This is a genomic window from Parasphingorhabdus sp. SCSIO 66989, from assembly GCF_032852305.1.
Lineage (GTDB): Bacteria > Pseudomonadota > Alphaproteobacteria > Sphingomonadales > Sphingomonadaceae > Alterisphingorhabdus > Alterisphingorhabdus coralli.
On record NZ_CP136594.1, the window covers coordinates 745,042 to 762,105 of the forward strand.

The following is a 17,064-nucleotide window of genomic DNA, read 5'->3' on the forward strand; positions in this document are numbered from 1 at the left end:
CCCATATGGGAGGATATGCCATGGTCCGAAGCGATACTTTCAGAGTTTGTGCCGCATTTCTCAGCATATGCCTGCTGGCGGTCACCGGATCGGCAATGGCAGCGGACAATCCCAAATTCAAAAAAGTCCCCGCCGCAAAATATGAAACCAAGGCACCCGCCAAGGATTTCAGCTTTGCCAGGCTGCGCAATTATGAACCCAAAGAGCATAGCGGCACCGAGCATCTCAAAAGGGTCGTCTATACCGCCAAGGGCAAATACTACACGATTAACGGCGTCATTGATCTCTCGGGCGCGCAACCGCGCTGGGTCGTCGAACCACGATATCGCGACATTGAAGCGGGCGGTCCCGATTTCTCCTTCGCGCGGAAAATGGACGGGACCTGGTGCATAAAGCGCCATATGGAGAAGGGCTGTCAGGATATCGGCCGGGTAAAGCTCAGCGCCTTTCTCTATTCGGAAAATGGCAGCGGCACCGGGCGACGCGGCGCGCCGTTCTGGGCCGCACCGGTTTATGCTCTTGCCATAGGTGAAGACAAGCGGACGGCGACAGCCACGCTGTTCACGCCAGAAGGCGCGATATTGGGCCAGATCAATAATCTGGTGCTCGCCTCCTATAATGCGGGCGGCGGGCATGGTGTGAAATTCAGTCAGATATTCTCTGTTGGCAGCGCGGCGATTGCGCGGGTTCGCAACGCCGATGGTGTCGTCCATGACGTTGCCGTTCTGCCCGATCCGGAGACGGGCGCGCTGACTTTCAACCAGACGTCCGATCTGACGATATTGCCTGGTTACAAGGTGCTGACCCTAAGCGGGGTTCCAAGTAAGAAGCATGTGTTGTTTTTTACCGCCGATAGCGACGATCATCTCTACTTCCCAATCTATACCGATCAGCTCGGCTATAAGGCAGCGCCGGGCAATTTGATCGGGATCAGGCCGATGGGGATGTTCCCGTTTGAGCGGGAATATACGAACGACTATTATGTGCCATTTGAGCTTAAGCTGATCGAGGCGACCCATGGCGATATCCTCTGCTGTAGAAAGAATGAAAGAGTGCCTGCAGGCTGGGTCGCCAAATGGCAGACCGAGGTTGGCGATCGTTGGGCGATCGTCAGCCTGAAAGGCACGCTGCCGAGTTATGACGAGATTATGCGCTCGGTTACTGGTGCGCATTATCGCGACGTCGGGACGATTGTCAGCGATCGTAATCCTGGCAAAAGCTATGGCAAGATGCGGGATCGCAGATGGATAAATGGCCTGTATCTCGTGCATGAAAATGGCACTGCGGAGATTTACAAGCGCGGTTGTGAAGACCGTTCCTGTAAGGTGTTCACCATGTCTCGGTCCAAGACCATGCCGGCGCGCAATCTCGAGAGCTATATGATTGCCACCATAAGGGAATCGGAGCAATGGGCGGCGCAGCGGGAAAAAGACCGTATAGCCCAGTTCAAGGCGCAGATGGAGGCACGCAAACGGGCAGAACGGCAACGTGCCATCCAGCGCTCTGCAGCGATGGCAGAGCAACGTCGCCAGAATGCGGCCTATGCCGCCTATCAGCGGCAACAGCGGATTGAAAAATGGAACGCCTATGTCGCTGAACGCAACCGCTATATTGAAGCGACACGCCCTGCGCCGCCGCCGAGCAGCTCAAGCCGCACGTGGTACACGCCGCCCGACATTGATTATTGGAGCGGCGTCAGCAAGTTCAACACCAGCGGCTATTATCTGTCCCGTTCCGGCGCACGCACCAATTGCCGCATCGGTTCGGGGCAATGCTGATTCCGCGCGACCAAATCCAGTATCTTGGGACGTTGAATACAGAAGAGTTCCTCTCCCCGGCGGGGAGAGGTTAGGTGAGGGGGAGCGAGGCCGCAGGCCGAGCGCCCAAGCCATCAGCATCGCACACCCCCATCCAACCTTCCCCCTTCAGGGGGAAGGCTATGAAACCTAATCTAACCTTGTGCCGGATTTCTTAGTGCCGTTACCATTTTGAGAATGGCCGATTGCGCTTCCACCAAAGCGCTCTCTTTGTCCTCCGAAGAGGCCACCATATGTGCCGCCTCGATAATCGCGCCGAGCAGGATTTTGGATGTCAACTCCGCATTGGGGGCATCAATCACCCCGGCCTGAGCGAGCGCGCCGATTTCCATACAGACTTTGCCAAAGGCATATTGCATCTCGATCTCGCGCCAGGTCACCGGGTCGATAACACTCGGCGCTTCTTTGAACACGATGCGGGCAATATCCGGGCGAGCACAGATCTCGAGCGCCCCGCCTATGCGCTGGGCGAACGCCTCCCAGGGATCATCCAATGGCGGCAGGGCAGCGACATGATCGAGTATCTCCTGCTCCAGATGTTCCGCCACCGCCTGAAACAGGCCCTTTTTGTCTGCAAAATGATGATAGATCGCGCCGGTGGTGACATCCGCCTTACGCACAATGGCGGCGAGCGAGGCACCGCCAAAGCCATGTTCGGCAAATTCATCGCGAGCAACGGCAATGATGCGCGCCTGCGTCTCGGCGCTGCGGTTCGCCCGGCCATCTGAAGTCGCGTTGTTATCTGTCATCCATACCCACTTGCCAACTTTGCCAAGCTATGCCAACTAACATAACATAATTTTGTTATGTAAATAAAAGCCATGATTCCAGCCCTGAGTAGGAGAGTCCTCATGTCCGAAATGCCAAAAAATCTCGCCGACACCATGCCCTTCTCGCGCCTGATGGGCGTCTCTATTACCGATGCCAGCGCCGAGCGTGTGACCGGAGAGCTTGTCGTGCGTGATGATCTGTGCACGACCAACAATATCATGCATGGCGGCGCAATCATGGCCTTTGCCGATGCATTAGGCGCGGTGGGTGCGTTTCTCTCGCTTCCAAAAGGTGCCAATGGCACCACAACGATTGAGAGCAAGACCAATTTTCTGGGTGCGGCGAAGCAGGGTAGCACGGTGACGGGTGTGACCAAGCCGGTGAAGATTGGCGGGCGCATGTCGGTCTGGCAGACCGAGATCAGAACGCAGGCTGACAAGCAGGTAGCGCTGATTACCCAGACGCAGCTGGTGCTGTGAGAGGCTGCAGGTTATAGCATCCGCGAACAGGCGGAGGTTGTCACCAGTTACAGGCTAACCAGCTTGGCACTCAACTCCCAAAGCTGTTCTGATCGCTTCGCATCGGTCGCCTTGTCTGACAGACCCTGGGCAAAGGCATCGCGGCCTTGTTTCTGGCGATTGCCCCAACTCCAATGCACGCCTGATTGCGCAAAGTCCGGGTCATCGACCACCTGCGCAACCCGCTCGCCAGACAGTGGCTGGGAGACATAGCCCTTGGTGATATTTTTCTGGAACCAGGGGAATATCTTCTGAAACAAAGGCGGCGCATTGCGGAACAGCGGGGTGTCAGCGACGCAGCCGGGATAAAGCGTGTTGAAGATAATGCCGGTCTCCTGATGGTAGCGCGCATGCAGCTCGCGGCTCATCATCATGGTGCACAGTTTGCTGTCCTTATACGCCTTGCCCGCCTTGAAATCCTTGCCGTCAATCATCGCAACCGGGGCTTTGAAGCCTGTCTTCAGCCCATCAAAATCGCCCAGATCAGCCGGAGCCGGGATCGGTATCTTGCCGCCAAACTCTTCGGAATTGGCGGTGACCGTACCCAGCGTCACCAGCCGCGGCGTGGGCGCGGCCTGCAAGTCTTCAAGCATCAGATTGGCTAACAGGAAATGGCCAAAATAATTGGTCGCCACGCTGAGTTCATAGCCCTCTGGCGATCGCAGCGGTTCCTTCAGCAGCGGCATATAGGTGGCGGCATTGCATACCAGCGCGTCAAGCGCGCGAGGGGCATCCGGATTGTCACCGCGAAACGCCGCATGAAAGGCGCGCACGCTGTCGAGCGAACCGAGATCAATATGCGCAATCTCATAGGCTTGTTTGGGCAGGCCCAGCTCTTGGGCCGCAGCTTCAGCCTTGGCCAAATCGCGACAGGCCATGATCACATGCCAACCCCGGTCGATTAGTGCCTTTGTTGCATGCAATCCAACACCAGACGACGCACCGGTTATGATCGCCAGCTTATGGGGGGAAGAAGCCATGGCAGTCCTACACTGTTGCAATTAATGATCAAACTTGCGCCAGAGTAACGTAAAATCTGCGATATGATAGAGTAAACTGCCAACGCCATTCATGTTAGAGTTGGCGCACCCGAGAGGATTCGAACCTCTGGCCTCTGCCTTCGGAGGGCAGCGCTCTATCCAGCTGAGCTACGGGTGCGTGATGCTATGTGATCAGCGAAGGAGCGCCTAGCAAAAGCTTTGGCGGCGCGCCAGTGGGAATCTTTCTTGGATCGGCAAGGGTGCAATCGGGCGAAAGCGCCGACATGTGTTGACCCACCTATTGCCGCCTCGCTATATTGGACGCCTGTGTTGCAAGGCGGATCGGCATTGTTCCGGGCCGCCTTTGCTGTTTTCGGGTGGTTGCATGCCAGCGCCCGGCCAAGAGAAGTAGAACACCAGGAGTTTGCCGCCCATGACCATCACCCCGCTTATGCCCGTTTATCCGCGTTGCGATGTGCGGCCCGTCAAGGGCGAGGGCTGTTATCTGATTGGCGAGAATGGCGAGCGCTATCTTGATTTTGCCAGCGGCATTGCGGTAAACTTGCTGGGGCATAACCATCCGCATCTGACCAAGGCGATTCAGGAGCAGGCGGCGACGCTGATGCATGTGTCGAACATGTATGGCAGCCCGCAAGGAGAGCGGCTGGCGCAGCGGCTGGTTGACAGTACCTTTGCCGATACCGTGTTTTTCACCAATTCGGGTGCCGAGGCAGTGGAATGTGCGATCAAGACGGCGCGGGCCTATCATCAGCATGACGATGGCGATGCCAAGAAGCGGGTATTGATCACCTTCAAAAACGCCTTTCACGGCCGTACCATGGCGACGATCAGCGCCTCCAATCAGGAAAAGATGCATCATGGCTTCCAGCCGTTGCTGGAGGGCTTTCGCTATGTCGAATTTGATGATCTTGAAGCCGCTGCTGCTGCGGTTGGGCCCGATACGGCTGGTTTCCTGGTCGAGCCGATTCAGGGCGAGGGCGGCATTCGCCCGGCAAGCAGCGAATTTCTGCAGGGCCTGCGCAAGCTGTGTGACGATAACGACATGATGCTGGTGTTTGACGAGGTGCAATGCGGCGTGGCGCGCAGCGGGCATCTTTACGCCTATGAGCATTATGGCGTGGAGCCGGACATTATGGCCAGCGCCAAGGGTCTGGGCGGCGGCTTCCCGGTTGGTGCCTGCCTTGCCACAGAAAAAGCGGCGCGCGGCATGGGCTTTGGCAGTCATGGCAGCACCTATGGCGGTGGCCCGCTGGCTATGGCCGCGGGCGAAGCGGTGCTCGACGTGGTGAACAATGAAGAGTTTCTCGAAGGTGTGCGCAACACCGGCGAGCGTCTTACTGCGGCGCTTAACCAGCTGATCCCCAATCATGACACGCTGTTCGATCATGTGCGCGGCGTCGGCCTGATGCTGGGCCTCAAAATGAAGGTTGAGAGTCGTCCTTTTGTGGCGCATTTGCGTGACCATCATGGCCTTTTGGCGGTTGCGGCTGGCGACAATGTTGTGCGTCTGTTGCCGCCGTTGATTATCGAGCAGAGCCATATTGATGAGTGCATTGAAAAGCTCTCCGCCGGTGCGCGCAGCTATCAGGCACAGTTGGAAGCAGCCGAATGACCGCCGATATGCGCCATTTCCTGAACCTCAGCGATGCCGGGCCGGATGCCGTGGCAGCTATGCTGAACGATGCGATTGACCGCAAGGCGGCGCGGGCGCACTGGCCGCGTGGACGCCAGGATAGTGATGCACCGCTGGATGGCCATGTGCTGGCCATGGTGTTTGAGAAAAGTTCGACCCGCACGCGTGTGTCCTTCGATATGGCGATACGCCAGCTTGGCGGATCGGCGGTGGTGCTCGACGCGGGCACGACACAGCTTGGCCGGGGCGAAACGGTAGCCGATACCGCGCGGGTGCTGTCCCGCATGGCCGATGTCGTCATGCTGCGGACCGATGATCATCAAAAAGTCGAGGATATGGCGCGCCACGCCACTGTGCCGATCATCAACGGTCTGACCGATCTGTCGCATCCCTGCCAGATCATGGCTGATCTGCTGACGATTATCGAGGCGGGCAAGGCACTGCCGGGGCTGGAGCTGGCATGGCTCGGCGATGGCAATAATGTCACCAACTCGATCATCGAGGCAGCGGGCATGATGTTCTTCAATGTCCGCATCGGCGTGCCGCCAGGCTATGAGCCTGATGCCGGGTTTATTGCCCGTGCGCGCGCAGCGGGTTCGGCGATTACCATCACCCATGACCCGGTTCAGGCGGTGAAAGGCGCCGATGTCGTCGTCACCGATACCTGGGTTTCCATGGGGCAAGAGGATTCCGAAGCCAAGCTGGCGGCTATGATGCCGTTTCAAGTCAATGAGGCGCTGATGGCGCATGCGCGTGACAATGCTCTGTTCCTCCATTGCCTGCCCGCACATCGGGGTGAAGAGGCGACCGATGGCGTGCTGGACGGGGCGCAATCGGCGATCTGGGATGAGGCGGAAAACCGCATTCATGCACAGAAGTCGATATTGCGCTGGGTGTTTGGCCAAATCTAGCAACGATAAAGCTCTGTCTAACCCGCCAGCCCTGCATAGGCGGAGCCGAGGCTCAATTATATACTCGCACAAAGGCGCAAAGGCACGAAGAGTGTGCAGCAGGAAACAGATTCTTTGTTCCTTTGCGCCTTTGTGCGAGACTAAGTTTTCGATCCGCTTGCGCGGGGCTTGAGAAATGGATTGACGCTTCAAGTCTAAAAACATCCAGCATCACATCTTATATGATCGTCCATGACTGACCTTCTTCCCTCTGCAACGGAAAACGAGATTTTCCGCGATCAACCATTGCGTTTCTTTTTGCCGCAACGCTCGGTGCGGGGCCGTGCCGTGCGTCTTGAGGCAGTGATGGCCGAGATCTTGGCGGCGCATGACTATCCGGTGGCGATTAAGCTGGTGCTCGCCGAGGCGCTGGTGTTGGCGACATTGCTCGGCTCGCTGTTGAAATCCGCCGGTGGCCAGCTCACCATGCAGGCGCAATCAGAAGATGGCGTTATCTCGCTGTTGGTCGTCGATTATCGCGCCGGAGAGCTGCGCGGCTATGCCCAGTTTGATGAGGCGCGGGCGGGCGACCTTGGCGCCAATGCGTCGCTCGAAACACTGTTCGGCACCGGCTATTTGGCGATCACCTTTGACCGCGATGGCGGCGAGGGGCGGTATCAGGGGATTGTCCCGATAGAAGGGGATTCGCTCGCTGCTGCGTGCCAGCATTATTTCTTTCAGTCAGAGCAGATCCCGACCCTGATCAAAGTGGCAATCAATGCCGATGAGACAGATTGCCGCGGTGCAGGCCTGTTGCTGCAGCATCTGCCTGATGGTGAGGAAGGCCGTGAGCGGCTGCATGTGCGGCATGACCATCCCGAATGGGAGCATGTCGCGATATTGGCCGAAACGCTGAGCCATGAGGAGTTGCTCGACAACACGCTCAGCATGGAGCAACTGGTATGGCGTCTGTTCCACGAGGAAGACGAAATCCGTGTCGAACCGGGCAGCCATCTCAGCCGTGGTTGCCGTTGTTCGATTGAGCGTTACCGCGAAATACTGGGCCGCTTCCCCGAGGAAGACCGACAGGACATGCGTGATGCCAATGGCGTTATCCAGGTCGATTGTGCCTTTTGCTCGCGGATATTCGCTATTGAGGGACTTTAACGGTTACATACGATTTTGCCGCTTTGGCCGGTTTTTCTGCCCTTTTTGTGCGCTGTGTTTACAGTTTATGTCCGAAATCACCATGAAATCGCCCTATTTCCTTACTATATAGAGGGTAAGGGTTTGGAATTATTGAGAAGGTGATACGAACCACAATGCGTTTTTTGGGCAAAGTTCTGATTGCGGCCTCAGTGCTGCTTAGTCCGTTAGCGGCACCGCTATCGGCGCAGGAGGCTATGCCCTGGCTGAGTGCCTTGAAGCTCGGCATGTGGGAAATTCGTGACCGCTCCAATGGCGGCTCTGTTGATCGTGTCTGTGTGCGTGATCGCAAGCAATTGCTGCAATTGCGTCACCGTGGGCCGCTATGCCAGCGTGAGGTGCTGCGCGAAAAGGGCGATGAAGGTTATGTCTATTATCAGTGCGGCGGCACTAAAGGTCATGGCTATACCTCGCTGAAAATGGAGAATGCTGGCCTCGCGCAGATTAGTTCACAAGGCCTGTTCAACAATGCACCGTTTCAGTTCAACGTCGAAGCGCGGCATGTGGGCAGCTGCAACTAGGACTTGGCGGCTAACAATCTGTCGTAAATGCTGAATCTTCTGCCGCATTCGGCTCCACAGCCGAAGCGGTGCGCGCCATGATGAAAGCACTTTTCATCATTGGTAAATCTGGTGCGCGTCAATATGCTGTCCATGATCACAACTCTTCCCCCGTTTCGCTCTTCCATAGCGCTACCGCTGCTGCTGGCGTCTATGGCCTGTGTGTCACCCGGCAACAGTCAGGTCCAGTCTTCGCCGGCACAGACGCCCGCCAAAGCCGCTGCTACCGCGGCGGCTGTGCCTTTGCCCGGGCGCTCGACCCGGTCTCAGGTCCCGGCAGCTTTGGAAACGCGTCTTTTTGACTTGTGGCGTACTTTCCCCGGCAAGACCGGTATTGCGGTGCGGCGTATTGATGGTGACTGGTCTTTGTCGCACCGCGGCGATCAATATTTTCCGCAGCAAAGCGTATCCAAGCTCTGGGTGGCGCTGACGTTGCTCGACAAGGTCGATCAGGGCAAGGTCAGCCTGGATGACGAAATCCGCATCGGCCCGGAAGACCTGACCCTGTTTCACCAGCCCATGGCGGCGCGGGTGAAGCGGGATGGGGAAATTGTCGAGACAGTGCGCTCGCTGCTCGATCAGGCGATTACCCGCAGCGATAACAGCGCCAATGATGCCTTGTTGCGCCATGCCGGCGGCCCGGATGCTGTGCGCGATTTTATTGCCCGCAACAATCTCGGGCAAATCCGTTTTGGCCCGGGCGAGCGGCTGCTCCAGAGCCAGATAGCCGGGATTGAATGGCGGCAATATATGTCCGAAGGGCGCGCGTTTCAGGCGGAGCGTTCCAAACAGTCCTATGAAGCGCGGCGCAAGGCGCTCTATGCCTATCTGAAAGACCCGATTGATGGTGCCAGCCCGGATTCGATCACCAATGCCTTGGCCAAATTGGCGCGCGGTGAATTATTGTCTGAAGAATCCACGCGATTGATCCTGAATGTCATGAGCCGCACCCGCAGCGGGCCGAAACGGCTTAAGGGTGGCGTGCCGACGGGCTGGCAGTTCGCACACAAGACTGGCACGGGCCAGGTGCTGCCGCCCATCTCCACCGGCTATAATGATATCGGGATTATGACCGCGCCGGATGGTACGCGCTATGCCGTGGTGGTGATGCTGGCAGATACAACCGCGCCGATCCCGGAGAGGATGACGCTGATGCAGAATGTGTCGCGCGCAGTGGCGAATACACATAGGCCATAGCAGTTCCGCAGCGTGACGGCTGCTTTGATTTCTTTGTTATGGGAAAGCCCTATTGGGCCTTGTCAGGGGCTGCTTCGTCGGTCGCGGCGGCTTGTTCCTGTTCTACGGCTGATCCGTAATCGGCTTGGCGCGCGTCCAGCATTTCTGCCGCATCATCAAGCATTTTTGCCTCTCCGGCGGTAACGCCGCCCGGGCCGGGGTCATTTTCAGCTGGTCCGCATGCTGTCAAAAGCAGCATCGCCATGACAGCATGCGGGAATAGCTTTGGGCCGAGGCCCCTATTACGCATAAGCGTAAACGGTCTCTTCAATTAGAGGCCGATTTTGTCAGCAGCTTTGTCAACTGCCTTTGCAGCAGCTTCGTCAGCCTTGTCTTCAGCTTTGTCTACTGCGCTGTCGACAGCCTGCTCAACAGCGGACTTGCCTTCTTCAGCAGCTTCTTCAGCGCCTTCAGCAGCAGCTTCACCTTCAGCAGCAGCACCTTCAGCAGCTTCACCAGCTTCGGCGCCTTCGCCTTCTGCGGTCATGGCTTCGCCGTCAGCAGCTTCCATGGTTTCTTCAGCAGCGGTTTCCGACTCGGTGCCTTCGTCAGTTGCGGTTTCGCCACAAGCAACAAGGGCCAGAGCCAGCGGTGCAGCCATAATCAGGGAACGGTTAAACTTGGTCATGATCTCATACTCCATTGAAAATCCGCGACGTCATTAATAGACGTTAGGGAACATGGCAATGGTGAAGCGACTATCTGGTGCGCTAAATCGTGTAACATCGTTTAAAATGCCCTGCATTTTGGGCAATTGACCTCATATAAAGAAATCTTTATATGATGCTCGAAATGGATATGCTTACCATCTTTAGGGCTTTGGCTGACGAGACTCGGCTGCGAATTTTGCTGCTTTTGCAGCAAATGGAGCTTGCTGTGGGTGAATTGGCGTTAGTGCTTGACCAGAGTCAACCGCGCGTCTCGCGCCATGTGCGCATTTTGGTAGAGGCAGGCCTTGCCGAGCGGCGCAAGGAAGGCAGCTGGGTATTTTTGCGGCTTAATGTGACCTCCAGCGGCATCGCCAGCGCAAGGATGCTGCGTGATTTGCTTAGCCAGCATGATTTTTTGAGCAGCGATATGGCGCGACAGCGTGATAGCGATATTGCGCAACTGGAAGCGATCCGCGCTCAGCGTGCGCAACAGGCGGCGCAGTATTTTGCTGCCCATGCCGATGAATGGGACGCTATTCGCAGCCTGCACCAGCCAGATGACAAGGTGGAAGCGGCCTTGCTGGCGCTGCTTGGTGATGATCTTGGCGATCTGCTTGATGTCGGCACCGGCACCGGGCGGATGGTTGAATTGCTGGCCTCGCGGGTTGATCATGCGACTGCGGTGGACAACAGCCCGGATATGCTGCGTCTGGCGCGTGCCAAGCTGGAGCCGCTCGGCCCGGATCGTGTCGATCTGTTGCTCGGCGATTTTTACAGCCTGCCGGTGGATGAAGCGCGTTTTGACAGCGTCATCATGCATCAGGCGCTGCATTATGCCGATAATCCCGGCGAAGTGATCGCCCAGATTGGCCGCGCTCTTGCCCCTGGTGGCACGGTTGCGATCATCGACTTCGCTCCGCATGCGCTGGAAGAATTGCGCAGCCGCGATGCGCATGCGCGTCTCGGCTTTGCCGATACGCAGATTCGCGACTTTATGGCCGCCGCTGGTATAACCCTGTCGGAGAGCAGCACGCTTAAAGGCGATCCGCTGACGATCAAAATCTGGGTCGGCAAGGCGCCTGTTTCTCCCGTTGAGTTACAGAACAAGCACGCCGATCAATCCCCCCAATCTCTTAATCCCCAAAAGGCACAATCTGTATGACACTTTCGCTTGATCAGTTGAAAGAAGCGCGCACTGCGCTGGATACCCCGCTCTTTGCTGGGCTATCCGGCGATGATGTCGCCGTCTCGTTTGAATTCTTCCCGCCCAAAAGCGCTAAGATGGAAGAGACGCTGTGGAACACGATGACGACGCTGGCGCCTTTGGCGCCGCGCTTTGTCTCAGTAACCTATGGCGCGGGTGGTTCGACACGCGAGCGCACGCACAGCACGGTGGCGCGGATCATCCGCGAGACCGATGTGCCTGCTGCGGCGCATCTGACCTGTGTCAATGCCAGCAAGCAGGAAATTCGCGAGGTTGCCGAGCAATACTGGGAAGCGGGTGTGCGCCATATTGTGGCGCTGCGCGGTGATCCGCCCGATGACGCGACCGGTTTTGTGCCGCATCCTGAAGGCTATGCCAGTGCGGCAGAGCTGGTAAAGGGGCTGAAGGACATTGCGCCGTTCGAGATTTCGGTGGCCGCCTATCCCGAGACCCATCCCGAGGCGGATTGCCCGCAGGCAGACCTCGATAATCTGAAGCGCAAGCTGGATGCCGGGGCAGATCGTGCCATCACCCAGTTTTTCTTTTCGCCCGATGCCTATTTCCGCTTCAGCGATGCGGCCGCGGCGGCGGGCATTGATGCAGAGATTGTGCCAGGCATATTGCCGGTTTCCAATGTTGCGCAGACCCGTAAATTCTCGGGCATGTGCGGCGCGCAGATACCGCAATGGATGGACGATCTGTTTGAAGGGCTGGATGACCATCCGGCGACCCGCCAGCTGGTTGCGGCTACGGTCGCGGCGGAGATGTGTCGTCGGCTCTATGCCGGTGGCGTCCGCAATTTCCATTTCTATACATTGAACCGTGCTGATCTCAGCTTCGCCATCTGCCATTTGTTGGGCATGCGGGCAAAGTCATCGGCGCTGAAGGAGGCGGCGGAATGAACGCCCAGGCACAATCAGCACGCGAGCAATTCAAGCAAATAGCCAAGGAGCGCATCCTGCTGTTCGACGGTGGCTATGGCACCGCCATCCAGAACCGCAATCTGGAAGAGGCCGATTATCGCGGCGATATGGAGGTCACTGCGGACCAGAAGGGCAATAATGACATCTTGTCGATCACCCGGCCCGATGTGATTGCCGATATCCATGATGAATATATTGCCGCTGGCTCGGACATCATCGAAACCAATACCTTCAGCGCCAACACCATTAGCCAGGCCGATTATGCCGCCGAGCATCTGGTGCGCGATATCAATATCGCCTCGGCGCGGGTGGCGCGCGAGGCCTGTGATCGTGCCACCGCCAAGGATGGACGCCCGCGCTTTGTCGCAGGGGCTATCGGGCCGACCAACAAGACGCTGTCGCTCTCGCCTGATGTCAATGATCCCGGTTTTCGTGAAGTGGACTATGACGAGATGCTCGCCGTCTATCGCGAACAGTGCGATGCGTTGATTGAGGGCGGGGTCGACTTCATCCTGATCGAGACCATTTTTGATACGCTGAACGCCAAGGTGGCGGCGATGGCGGCGCGCGAGGCGGCACTGGCCGCCGGGCGCGATGTGCCGCTGATGATCTCGATGACGATTACCGATATGGCCGGTCGCAATTTGTCAGGCCATACGGTTGAAGGCTTTTGGCACGCCATTCGCCATGTCAAGCCGCTCACCGTGGGCCTGAACTGTTCCTTCGGCGCCGACCAGCTTCGGCCGCATCTCGCGGCGCTGTCGGCGGCTGCCGATACCATCATCATGGCCTATCCCAATGCCGGGCTGCCCAATGATCTGGGTGAATATGACGAGACGCCCGAGCAGACGGCGGCGCAGGTCGGCCATTGGGTGGAAGACGGTCTGGTGAATGTGGTTGGCGGATGCTGCGGCACAACACCCGGCCATATCGCGGCAATGGCGAAGATGGTCGATGGCGAAGCGCCGCGCACCATTCCCGAGGTTGCGGTGCAGACGCGATTGTCGGGCCTCGAACCCTTCACCATGGCGGCGTAAAATCCTCCCCTGAAAGGGGAGGGGGACCGCGCCCGCAGGGCGAGGTGGAGGGGCACAGGCCGCAAGCACAGTGTTATTGGCCTGTGCCCCTCCACCATGCTGCGCATGGTTCCCCTCCCCCAAGGGAGAGGAATTAGGAAACAAAAGAGATATGACCCAATCCTCAACCCAATTCGTCAATATTGGCGAGCGTACCAATGTCACCGGATCAGCACGGTTCAAGAAGCTGATCATGAATGACGACTATGATACCGCTGTCGAAGTCGCGCGCCAGCAGGTGGAGAATGGTGCGCAGATTATCGACATCAATATGGATGAGGGGCTGCTCGACGCCGAAAAGGCGATGACGCGTTTCCTCAAGCTGATCGCCGCCGAGCCGGATATCGCCCGGGTGCCATTCATGATTGACTCATCCAAATGGTCGGTGATCGAGGCCGGGCTGAAATGCGTGTCCGGCAAGCCGATTGTCAATTCGATCAGCATGAAGGAAGGCGAGGGGGAATTTCTCGACCATGCGCGCAAATGCATGGCCTATGGCGCCGCCGTGGTGGTGATGGCGTTTGATGAGACCGGCCAGGCCGACACCAAGGACCGCAAGGTCGAAATCTGCATCCGCGCTTATAAGCTGCTCACCGGCATCGGTTTTCCGCCGGAAGATATCATCTTCGATCCCAATGTCTTTGCCGTCGCCACCGGGATTGACGAACATCGCCGCTATGGGCTGGACTTTATCGAGGCGGTGGCAGAGATCAAAGAAGCTTGCCCGCATGTGCATTTCTCCGGCGGTCTCTCCAACCTGTCGTTCAGTTTCCGCGGCAATGAGCCGGTGCGCAGGGCGATGCACAGCGTGTTCCTCTATCACGCCATCCCCGCCGGGCTGGATATGTCGATCGTCAATGCCGGCCAGCTCGATATCTATGACGATATCGACCCGGCGCTGCGCGAGGCGTGTGAGGATGTGATCCTCGACCGTGAGCCGAAGAATGGCGGCGACGCCACCGAGATATTGATTGAAATGGCTGAGAGCTTCCGCGGTAAATCCAAGGAAGAGGACAAGGCAGCCGCGGAATGGCGCAGCTATGATGTGCCCAAGCGGCTGGAGCACGCGCTGGTCAAGGGCATAGACGCGCATATCGTCGATGACACCGAGGAAATGCGGCTGGCGGTCAAGGAGCGCGGCGGCAGGCCGATTGAGGTCATCGAAGGGCCGCTGATGGACGGCATGAACGTCGTCGGCGATCTGTTCGGCTCGGGCAAGATGTTCCTGCCCCAGGTGGTCAAATCCGCGCGTGTTATGAAGAAGGCCGTGGCGCATCTCTTCCCGTTTATCGAGGCGGAGAAAGAAGAGGGTGCCAAAGGCAAGGGCAAGGTCATCATGGCCACGGTCAAGGGCGATGTGCACGATATCGGCAAGAACATCGTCGGCGTGGTGCTGCAATGTAATGGCTTTGAGGTCGTTGATCTCGGCGTGATGGTGCCGTGGCAGGATATCCTCAAAGCCGCGAACGAGAATGACGCCGATATGATCGGCCTGTCGGGCCTGATTACCCCGTCGCTAGATGAGATGGTGACGGTCGCAGAGGAAATGGAAAAGGCGGACATGACGCGCCCGTTGCTGATCGGCGGCGCGACCACGTCCAAAGTGCACACTGCGCTCCGTATAGCGCCGGCGTATTCCGGCCCGACCGTGCACGTGCTCGATGCCAGCCGCGCCGTGGGTGTGGCATCAACTTTGGTCAGCGAGACGCAAGCCGATGGCTTTATCGAGCGCACCGCCAATGACTATGCCGAAGTCCGTGCCAAGCGCGAGGGGCGCGGCAAGTCGCAACTGGTGCCTCTGGAAACCGCGCGCGCCAATGGCTTTGTCGCCGATATGAGCATGAAGGCAACGCCGGTGAAGCAACCGGGTCTGCATGTTTATGAGGACTGGGATTTGCAGGACCTGGTTGAGACGATCGACTGGACGCCCTTCTTCCGCAGCTGGGAACTGGCGGGGAGCTACCCTAAGATACTTGATGACTCTGTTGTCGGCCCAAGTGCGCGCAGCCTGTTTGATGATGCACAGAAGATGCTCGATAAAATCATCTCCGAGAAATGGCTTACCGCCAAAGGCGTAGTCGGCTTATGGCCCTGCAAGCGCGACGGCGATGATGTGCTGATCGAGGCTGATGGCGAGACGATCCGCATGCCGTTTCTGCGGCAGCAGGTAGAGAAGCGCGAAGGCCGTGCCAATATGTGCCTTGCTGACTTTATCGATCCCGAAGGCGACTGGATGGGAGGCTTTGCGGTTACCGCAGGCCATGGCATTGATCAGCATCTTGAACGGTTCAAGGCCGATCATGACGACTATTCGGACATCCTGCTCAAGGCACTGGCCGACCGTCTGGCCGAATCCTTTGCCGAGCGGATGCACCAGCATGTGCGCACCACGTTATGGGGCTATGCGCCCGATGAGCAGCTCACCAATGAAGCGCTGATCCGCGAGCAATATCGCGGCATCCGCCCGGCACCGGGCTATCCGGCCTGCCCCGACCATAGCCAGAAACCGATCTTGTTCGATATGCTCAACGCGACCGAAAATACCGGCATTACGCTGACCGAGAGCTTTGCCATGCTGCCCACCGCGGCTGTCTCCGGCTTTTATTTCGGCCATGCGGAATCGGACTATTTCGGCGTCGCGCGTGTCGGCGAGGACCAGCTTACCGATTATGCTGCTCGGCGCGGCGTGGATATCGATATCGCCCGCCGCTGGCTGCGTCCTAATATGGATTGATACAAGAAGACTACGTCATTGCGAGGAGCGAAGCGACGCGGCAATCCAGAGCGGCACTAGATGCTCTGGATTGCTCCGCTACGCTCGCAATGACGAGTATAAGCTTCGCACATCTTCTGTTTGTCGCTCCTGTTGCCGCATGATAGCGTCCCGGGAAACACAACAGGAGAGCATGATCATGGCAGCATTTGACGACGCGCTGAGGCGCATCATTACCGGCGACACCCCTGAAGGCGATTCCTTCATCATGATCGATGATGGCCCTTCCTCAACCATGGGCGATGTCGATGCTGGTGGCCTGTTCGAGATCTGGGAGGATATCGCCAGCGGGTCGCTCGATCCCAAAGCGACCGATGATCTGGGCACAGACAAGCCGGTGCTCGGCCCGCGCAAAGGCAATTTTCAGGTACGCTGGTTTGTGGTCAATCCGTTGCCCGAAGGCGTGCCCAAGCCGCAGCTTGATGTGCTGGTGAAACAGGCCTTTGCTCAGGCCGATGGCGACCGGCATATGATTGACCAGTCGCGCCATCCCGCAATGCATGAGACGCACAGTATTGATGTTATCTGCCTGCTCAAGGGTGAGGTATCGCTGATCCTGGAAAGCGGCGAGCCGACCCGGCTCAAGCCCGGCAATGTCGTCATCCAGCGCGGCACCAACCATGCCTGGGAAGCACATGGCGGCCCGGCTTTGTTGCTGGCGGTGCTGATTGACCGTGATCTGGTGAATTGAGGCTATGCCAAAAGTCTTGTCCTAGAGACTGAATAGAAGCTTGCGCCCCCGCACAGACACCATAAAGTCGCTGTCAGTTACGTGATCTTACATATCGCATAATGAGTCGGCGCAG

The 17,064-nt window shown here is 57.8% G+C and carries 16 protein-coding genes and 1 tRNA gene; 12 read left to right on the forward strand and 5 right to left on the reverse strand.

The features are described from left to right. The first annotated feature begins 20 nt into the window (after positions 1 to 20). Positions 21 to 1,778 (forward strand): SPFH domain-containing protein, encoded by a 1,758-nt coding sequence (locus RB602_RS03410; protein ID WP_317082961.1) that lies wholly within the window; start codon positions 21 to 23, stop codon positions 1,776 to 1,778. A 173-nt stretch (positions 1,779 to 1,951) separates the two neighbouring features. Here RB602_RS03410 and RB602_RS03415 read toward each other — a convergent pair whose 3' ends face one another. Further along, positions 1,952 to 2,566 carry a TetR/AcrR family transcriptional regulator gene (locus tag RB602_RS03415; RefSeq protein WP_317082962.1) on the reverse strand — a complete coding sequence of 205 codons (615 nt, stop codon included), beginning with the start codon at positions 2,564 to 2,566 and terminating at the stop codon, positions 1,952 to 1,954. Between the two features lie 102 nt (positions 2,567 to 2,668). Here RB602_RS03415 and RB602_RS03420 point away from each other — a divergent pair, with 102 nt between their 5' ends. Continuing rightward, positions 2,669 to 3,067 carry a PaaI family thioesterase gene (locus RB602_RS03420; protein WP_317082965.1) on the forward strand — a complete coding sequence of 133 codons (399 nt, stop codon included), beginning with the start codon at positions 2,669 to 2,671 and terminating at the stop codon, positions 3,065 to 3,067. A 47-nt stretch (positions 3,068 to 3,114) separates the two neighbouring features. Here the strand turns inward: RB602_RS03420 and RB602_RS03425 are convergent, their stop codons facing one another. Together RB602_RS03425 and RB602_RS03430 are read right to left on the reverse strand one after the other, a co-directional pair. Continuing rightward, complete coding sequence (locus RB602_RS03425; RefSeq protein WP_317082967.1) at positions 3,115 to 4,086, reverse strand: protochlorophyllide reductase; 972 nt, start codon at positions 4,084 to 4,086, stop codon at positions 3,115 to 3,117. 101 nt (positions 4,087 to 4,187) lie between these two features. After that, positions 4,188 to 4,264 (reverse strand) — tRNA-Arg (locus tag RB602_RS03430). 255 nt (positions 4,265 to 4,519) lie between these two features. Here RB602_RS03430 and RB602_RS03435 point away from each other — a divergent pair. The 5 genes from RB602_RS03435 (at position 4,520) to RB602_RS03455 (ending at position 9,593) form a co-directional block, all read left to right on the forward strand. Next, positions 4,520 to 5,719, forward strand: a complete 1,200-nt coding sequence (locus RB602_RS03435; RefSeq protein ID WP_317082969.1) for an aspartate aminotransferase family protein — start codon at positions 4,520 to 4,522, stop codon at positions 5,717 to 5,719. Continuing rightward, complete coding sequence (argF, locus tag RB602_RS03440) at positions 5,716 to 6,651, forward strand: ornithine carbamoyltransferase (protein ID WP_317082971.1); 936 nt, start codon at positions 5,716 to 5,718, stop codon at positions 6,649 to 6,651. The genes RB602_RS03435 and argF overlap by 4 nt, the downstream gene beginning before the upstream one ends. Positions 6,652 to 6,882: 231 nt before the next feature. Further along, entirely contained in the window at positions 6,883 to 7,797 is a 915-nt protein-coding gene (hslO, locus tag RB602_RS03445) for an Hsp33 family molecular chaperone HslO (RefSeq protein ID WP_317082972.1), read from the forward strand. 236 nt (positions 7,798 to 8,033) lie between these two features. Next, a complete protein-coding gene (locus RB602_RS03450; protein ID WP_317082974.1) occupies positions 8,034 to 8,357 on the forward strand; it encodes a hypothetical protein in 324 nt (107 codons plus the stop codon). Between the two features lie 132 nt (positions 8,358 to 8,489). Next, entirely contained in the window at positions 8,490 to 9,593 is a 1,104-nt protein-coding gene (locus RB602_RS03455) for a serine hydrolase (RefSeq protein WP_317082975.1), read from the forward strand. A 49-nt stretch (positions 9,594 to 9,642) separates the two neighbouring features. Here RB602_RS03455 and RB602_RS03460 read toward each other — a convergent pair whose 3' ends face one another. Further along, positions 9,643 to 9,882 (reverse strand): hypothetical protein, encoded by a 240-nt coding sequence (locus tag RB602_RS03460; RefSeq protein ID WP_317082977.1) that lies wholly within the window; start codon positions 9,880 to 9,882, stop codon positions 9,643 to 9,645. A 21-nt stretch (positions 9,883 to 9,903) separates the two neighbouring features. After that, complete coding sequence (locus RB602_RS03465; RefSeq protein WP_317082979.1) at positions 9,904 to 10,260, reverse strand: hypothetical protein; 357 nt, start codon at positions 10,258 to 10,260, stop codon at positions 9,904 to 9,906. A gap of 152 nt (positions 10,261 to 10,412) precedes the next feature. Here RB602_RS03465 and RB602_RS03470 point away from each other — a divergent pair, with 152 nt between their 5' ends. The 5 genes from RB602_RS03470 to RB602_RS03490 all read left to right on the forward strand — a co-directional run bounded on the left by RB602_RS03470 (position 10,413) and on the right by RB602_RS03490 (position 16,949). Then, on the forward strand, positions 10,413 to 11,444 hold the full coding sequence (locus RB602_RS03470) for an ArsR/SmtB family transcription factor (protein ID WP_317082980.1): 1,032 nt from the start codon (positions 10,413 to 10,415) through the stop codon (positions 11,442 to 11,444). After that, positions 11,441 to 12,388, forward strand: coding sequence for a methylenetetrahydrofolate reductase (metF, locus tag RB602_RS03475; protein WP_317082982.1), 948 nt, complete (start codon positions 11,441 to 11,443; stop codon positions 12,386 to 12,388). The genes RB602_RS03470 and metF overlap by 4 nt, the downstream gene beginning before the upstream one ends. Continuing rightward, a complete protein-coding gene (locus RB602_RS03480) occupies positions 12,385 to 13,446 on the forward strand; it encodes a homocysteine S-methyltransferase family protein (protein ID WP_317082984.1) in 1,062 nt (353 codons plus the stop codon). The genes metF and RB602_RS03480 overlap by 4 nt, the downstream gene beginning before the upstream one ends. A gap of 151 nt (positions 13,447 to 13,597) precedes the next feature. Then, positions 13,598 to 16,219 carry a methionine synthase gene (metH, locus tag RB602_RS03485; protein ID WP_317082986.1) on the forward strand — a complete coding sequence of 874 codons (2,622 nt, stop codon included), beginning with the start codon at positions 13,598 to 13,600 and terminating at the stop codon, positions 16,217 to 16,219. A 178-nt stretch (positions 16,220 to 16,397) separates the two neighbouring features. Next, entirely contained in the window at positions 16,398 to 16,949 is a 552-nt protein-coding gene (locus tag RB602_RS03490) for a cupin domain-containing protein (protein WP_317082988.1), read from the forward strand. The last annotated feature ends 115 nt before the right edge of the window (positions 16,950 to 17,064 follow it).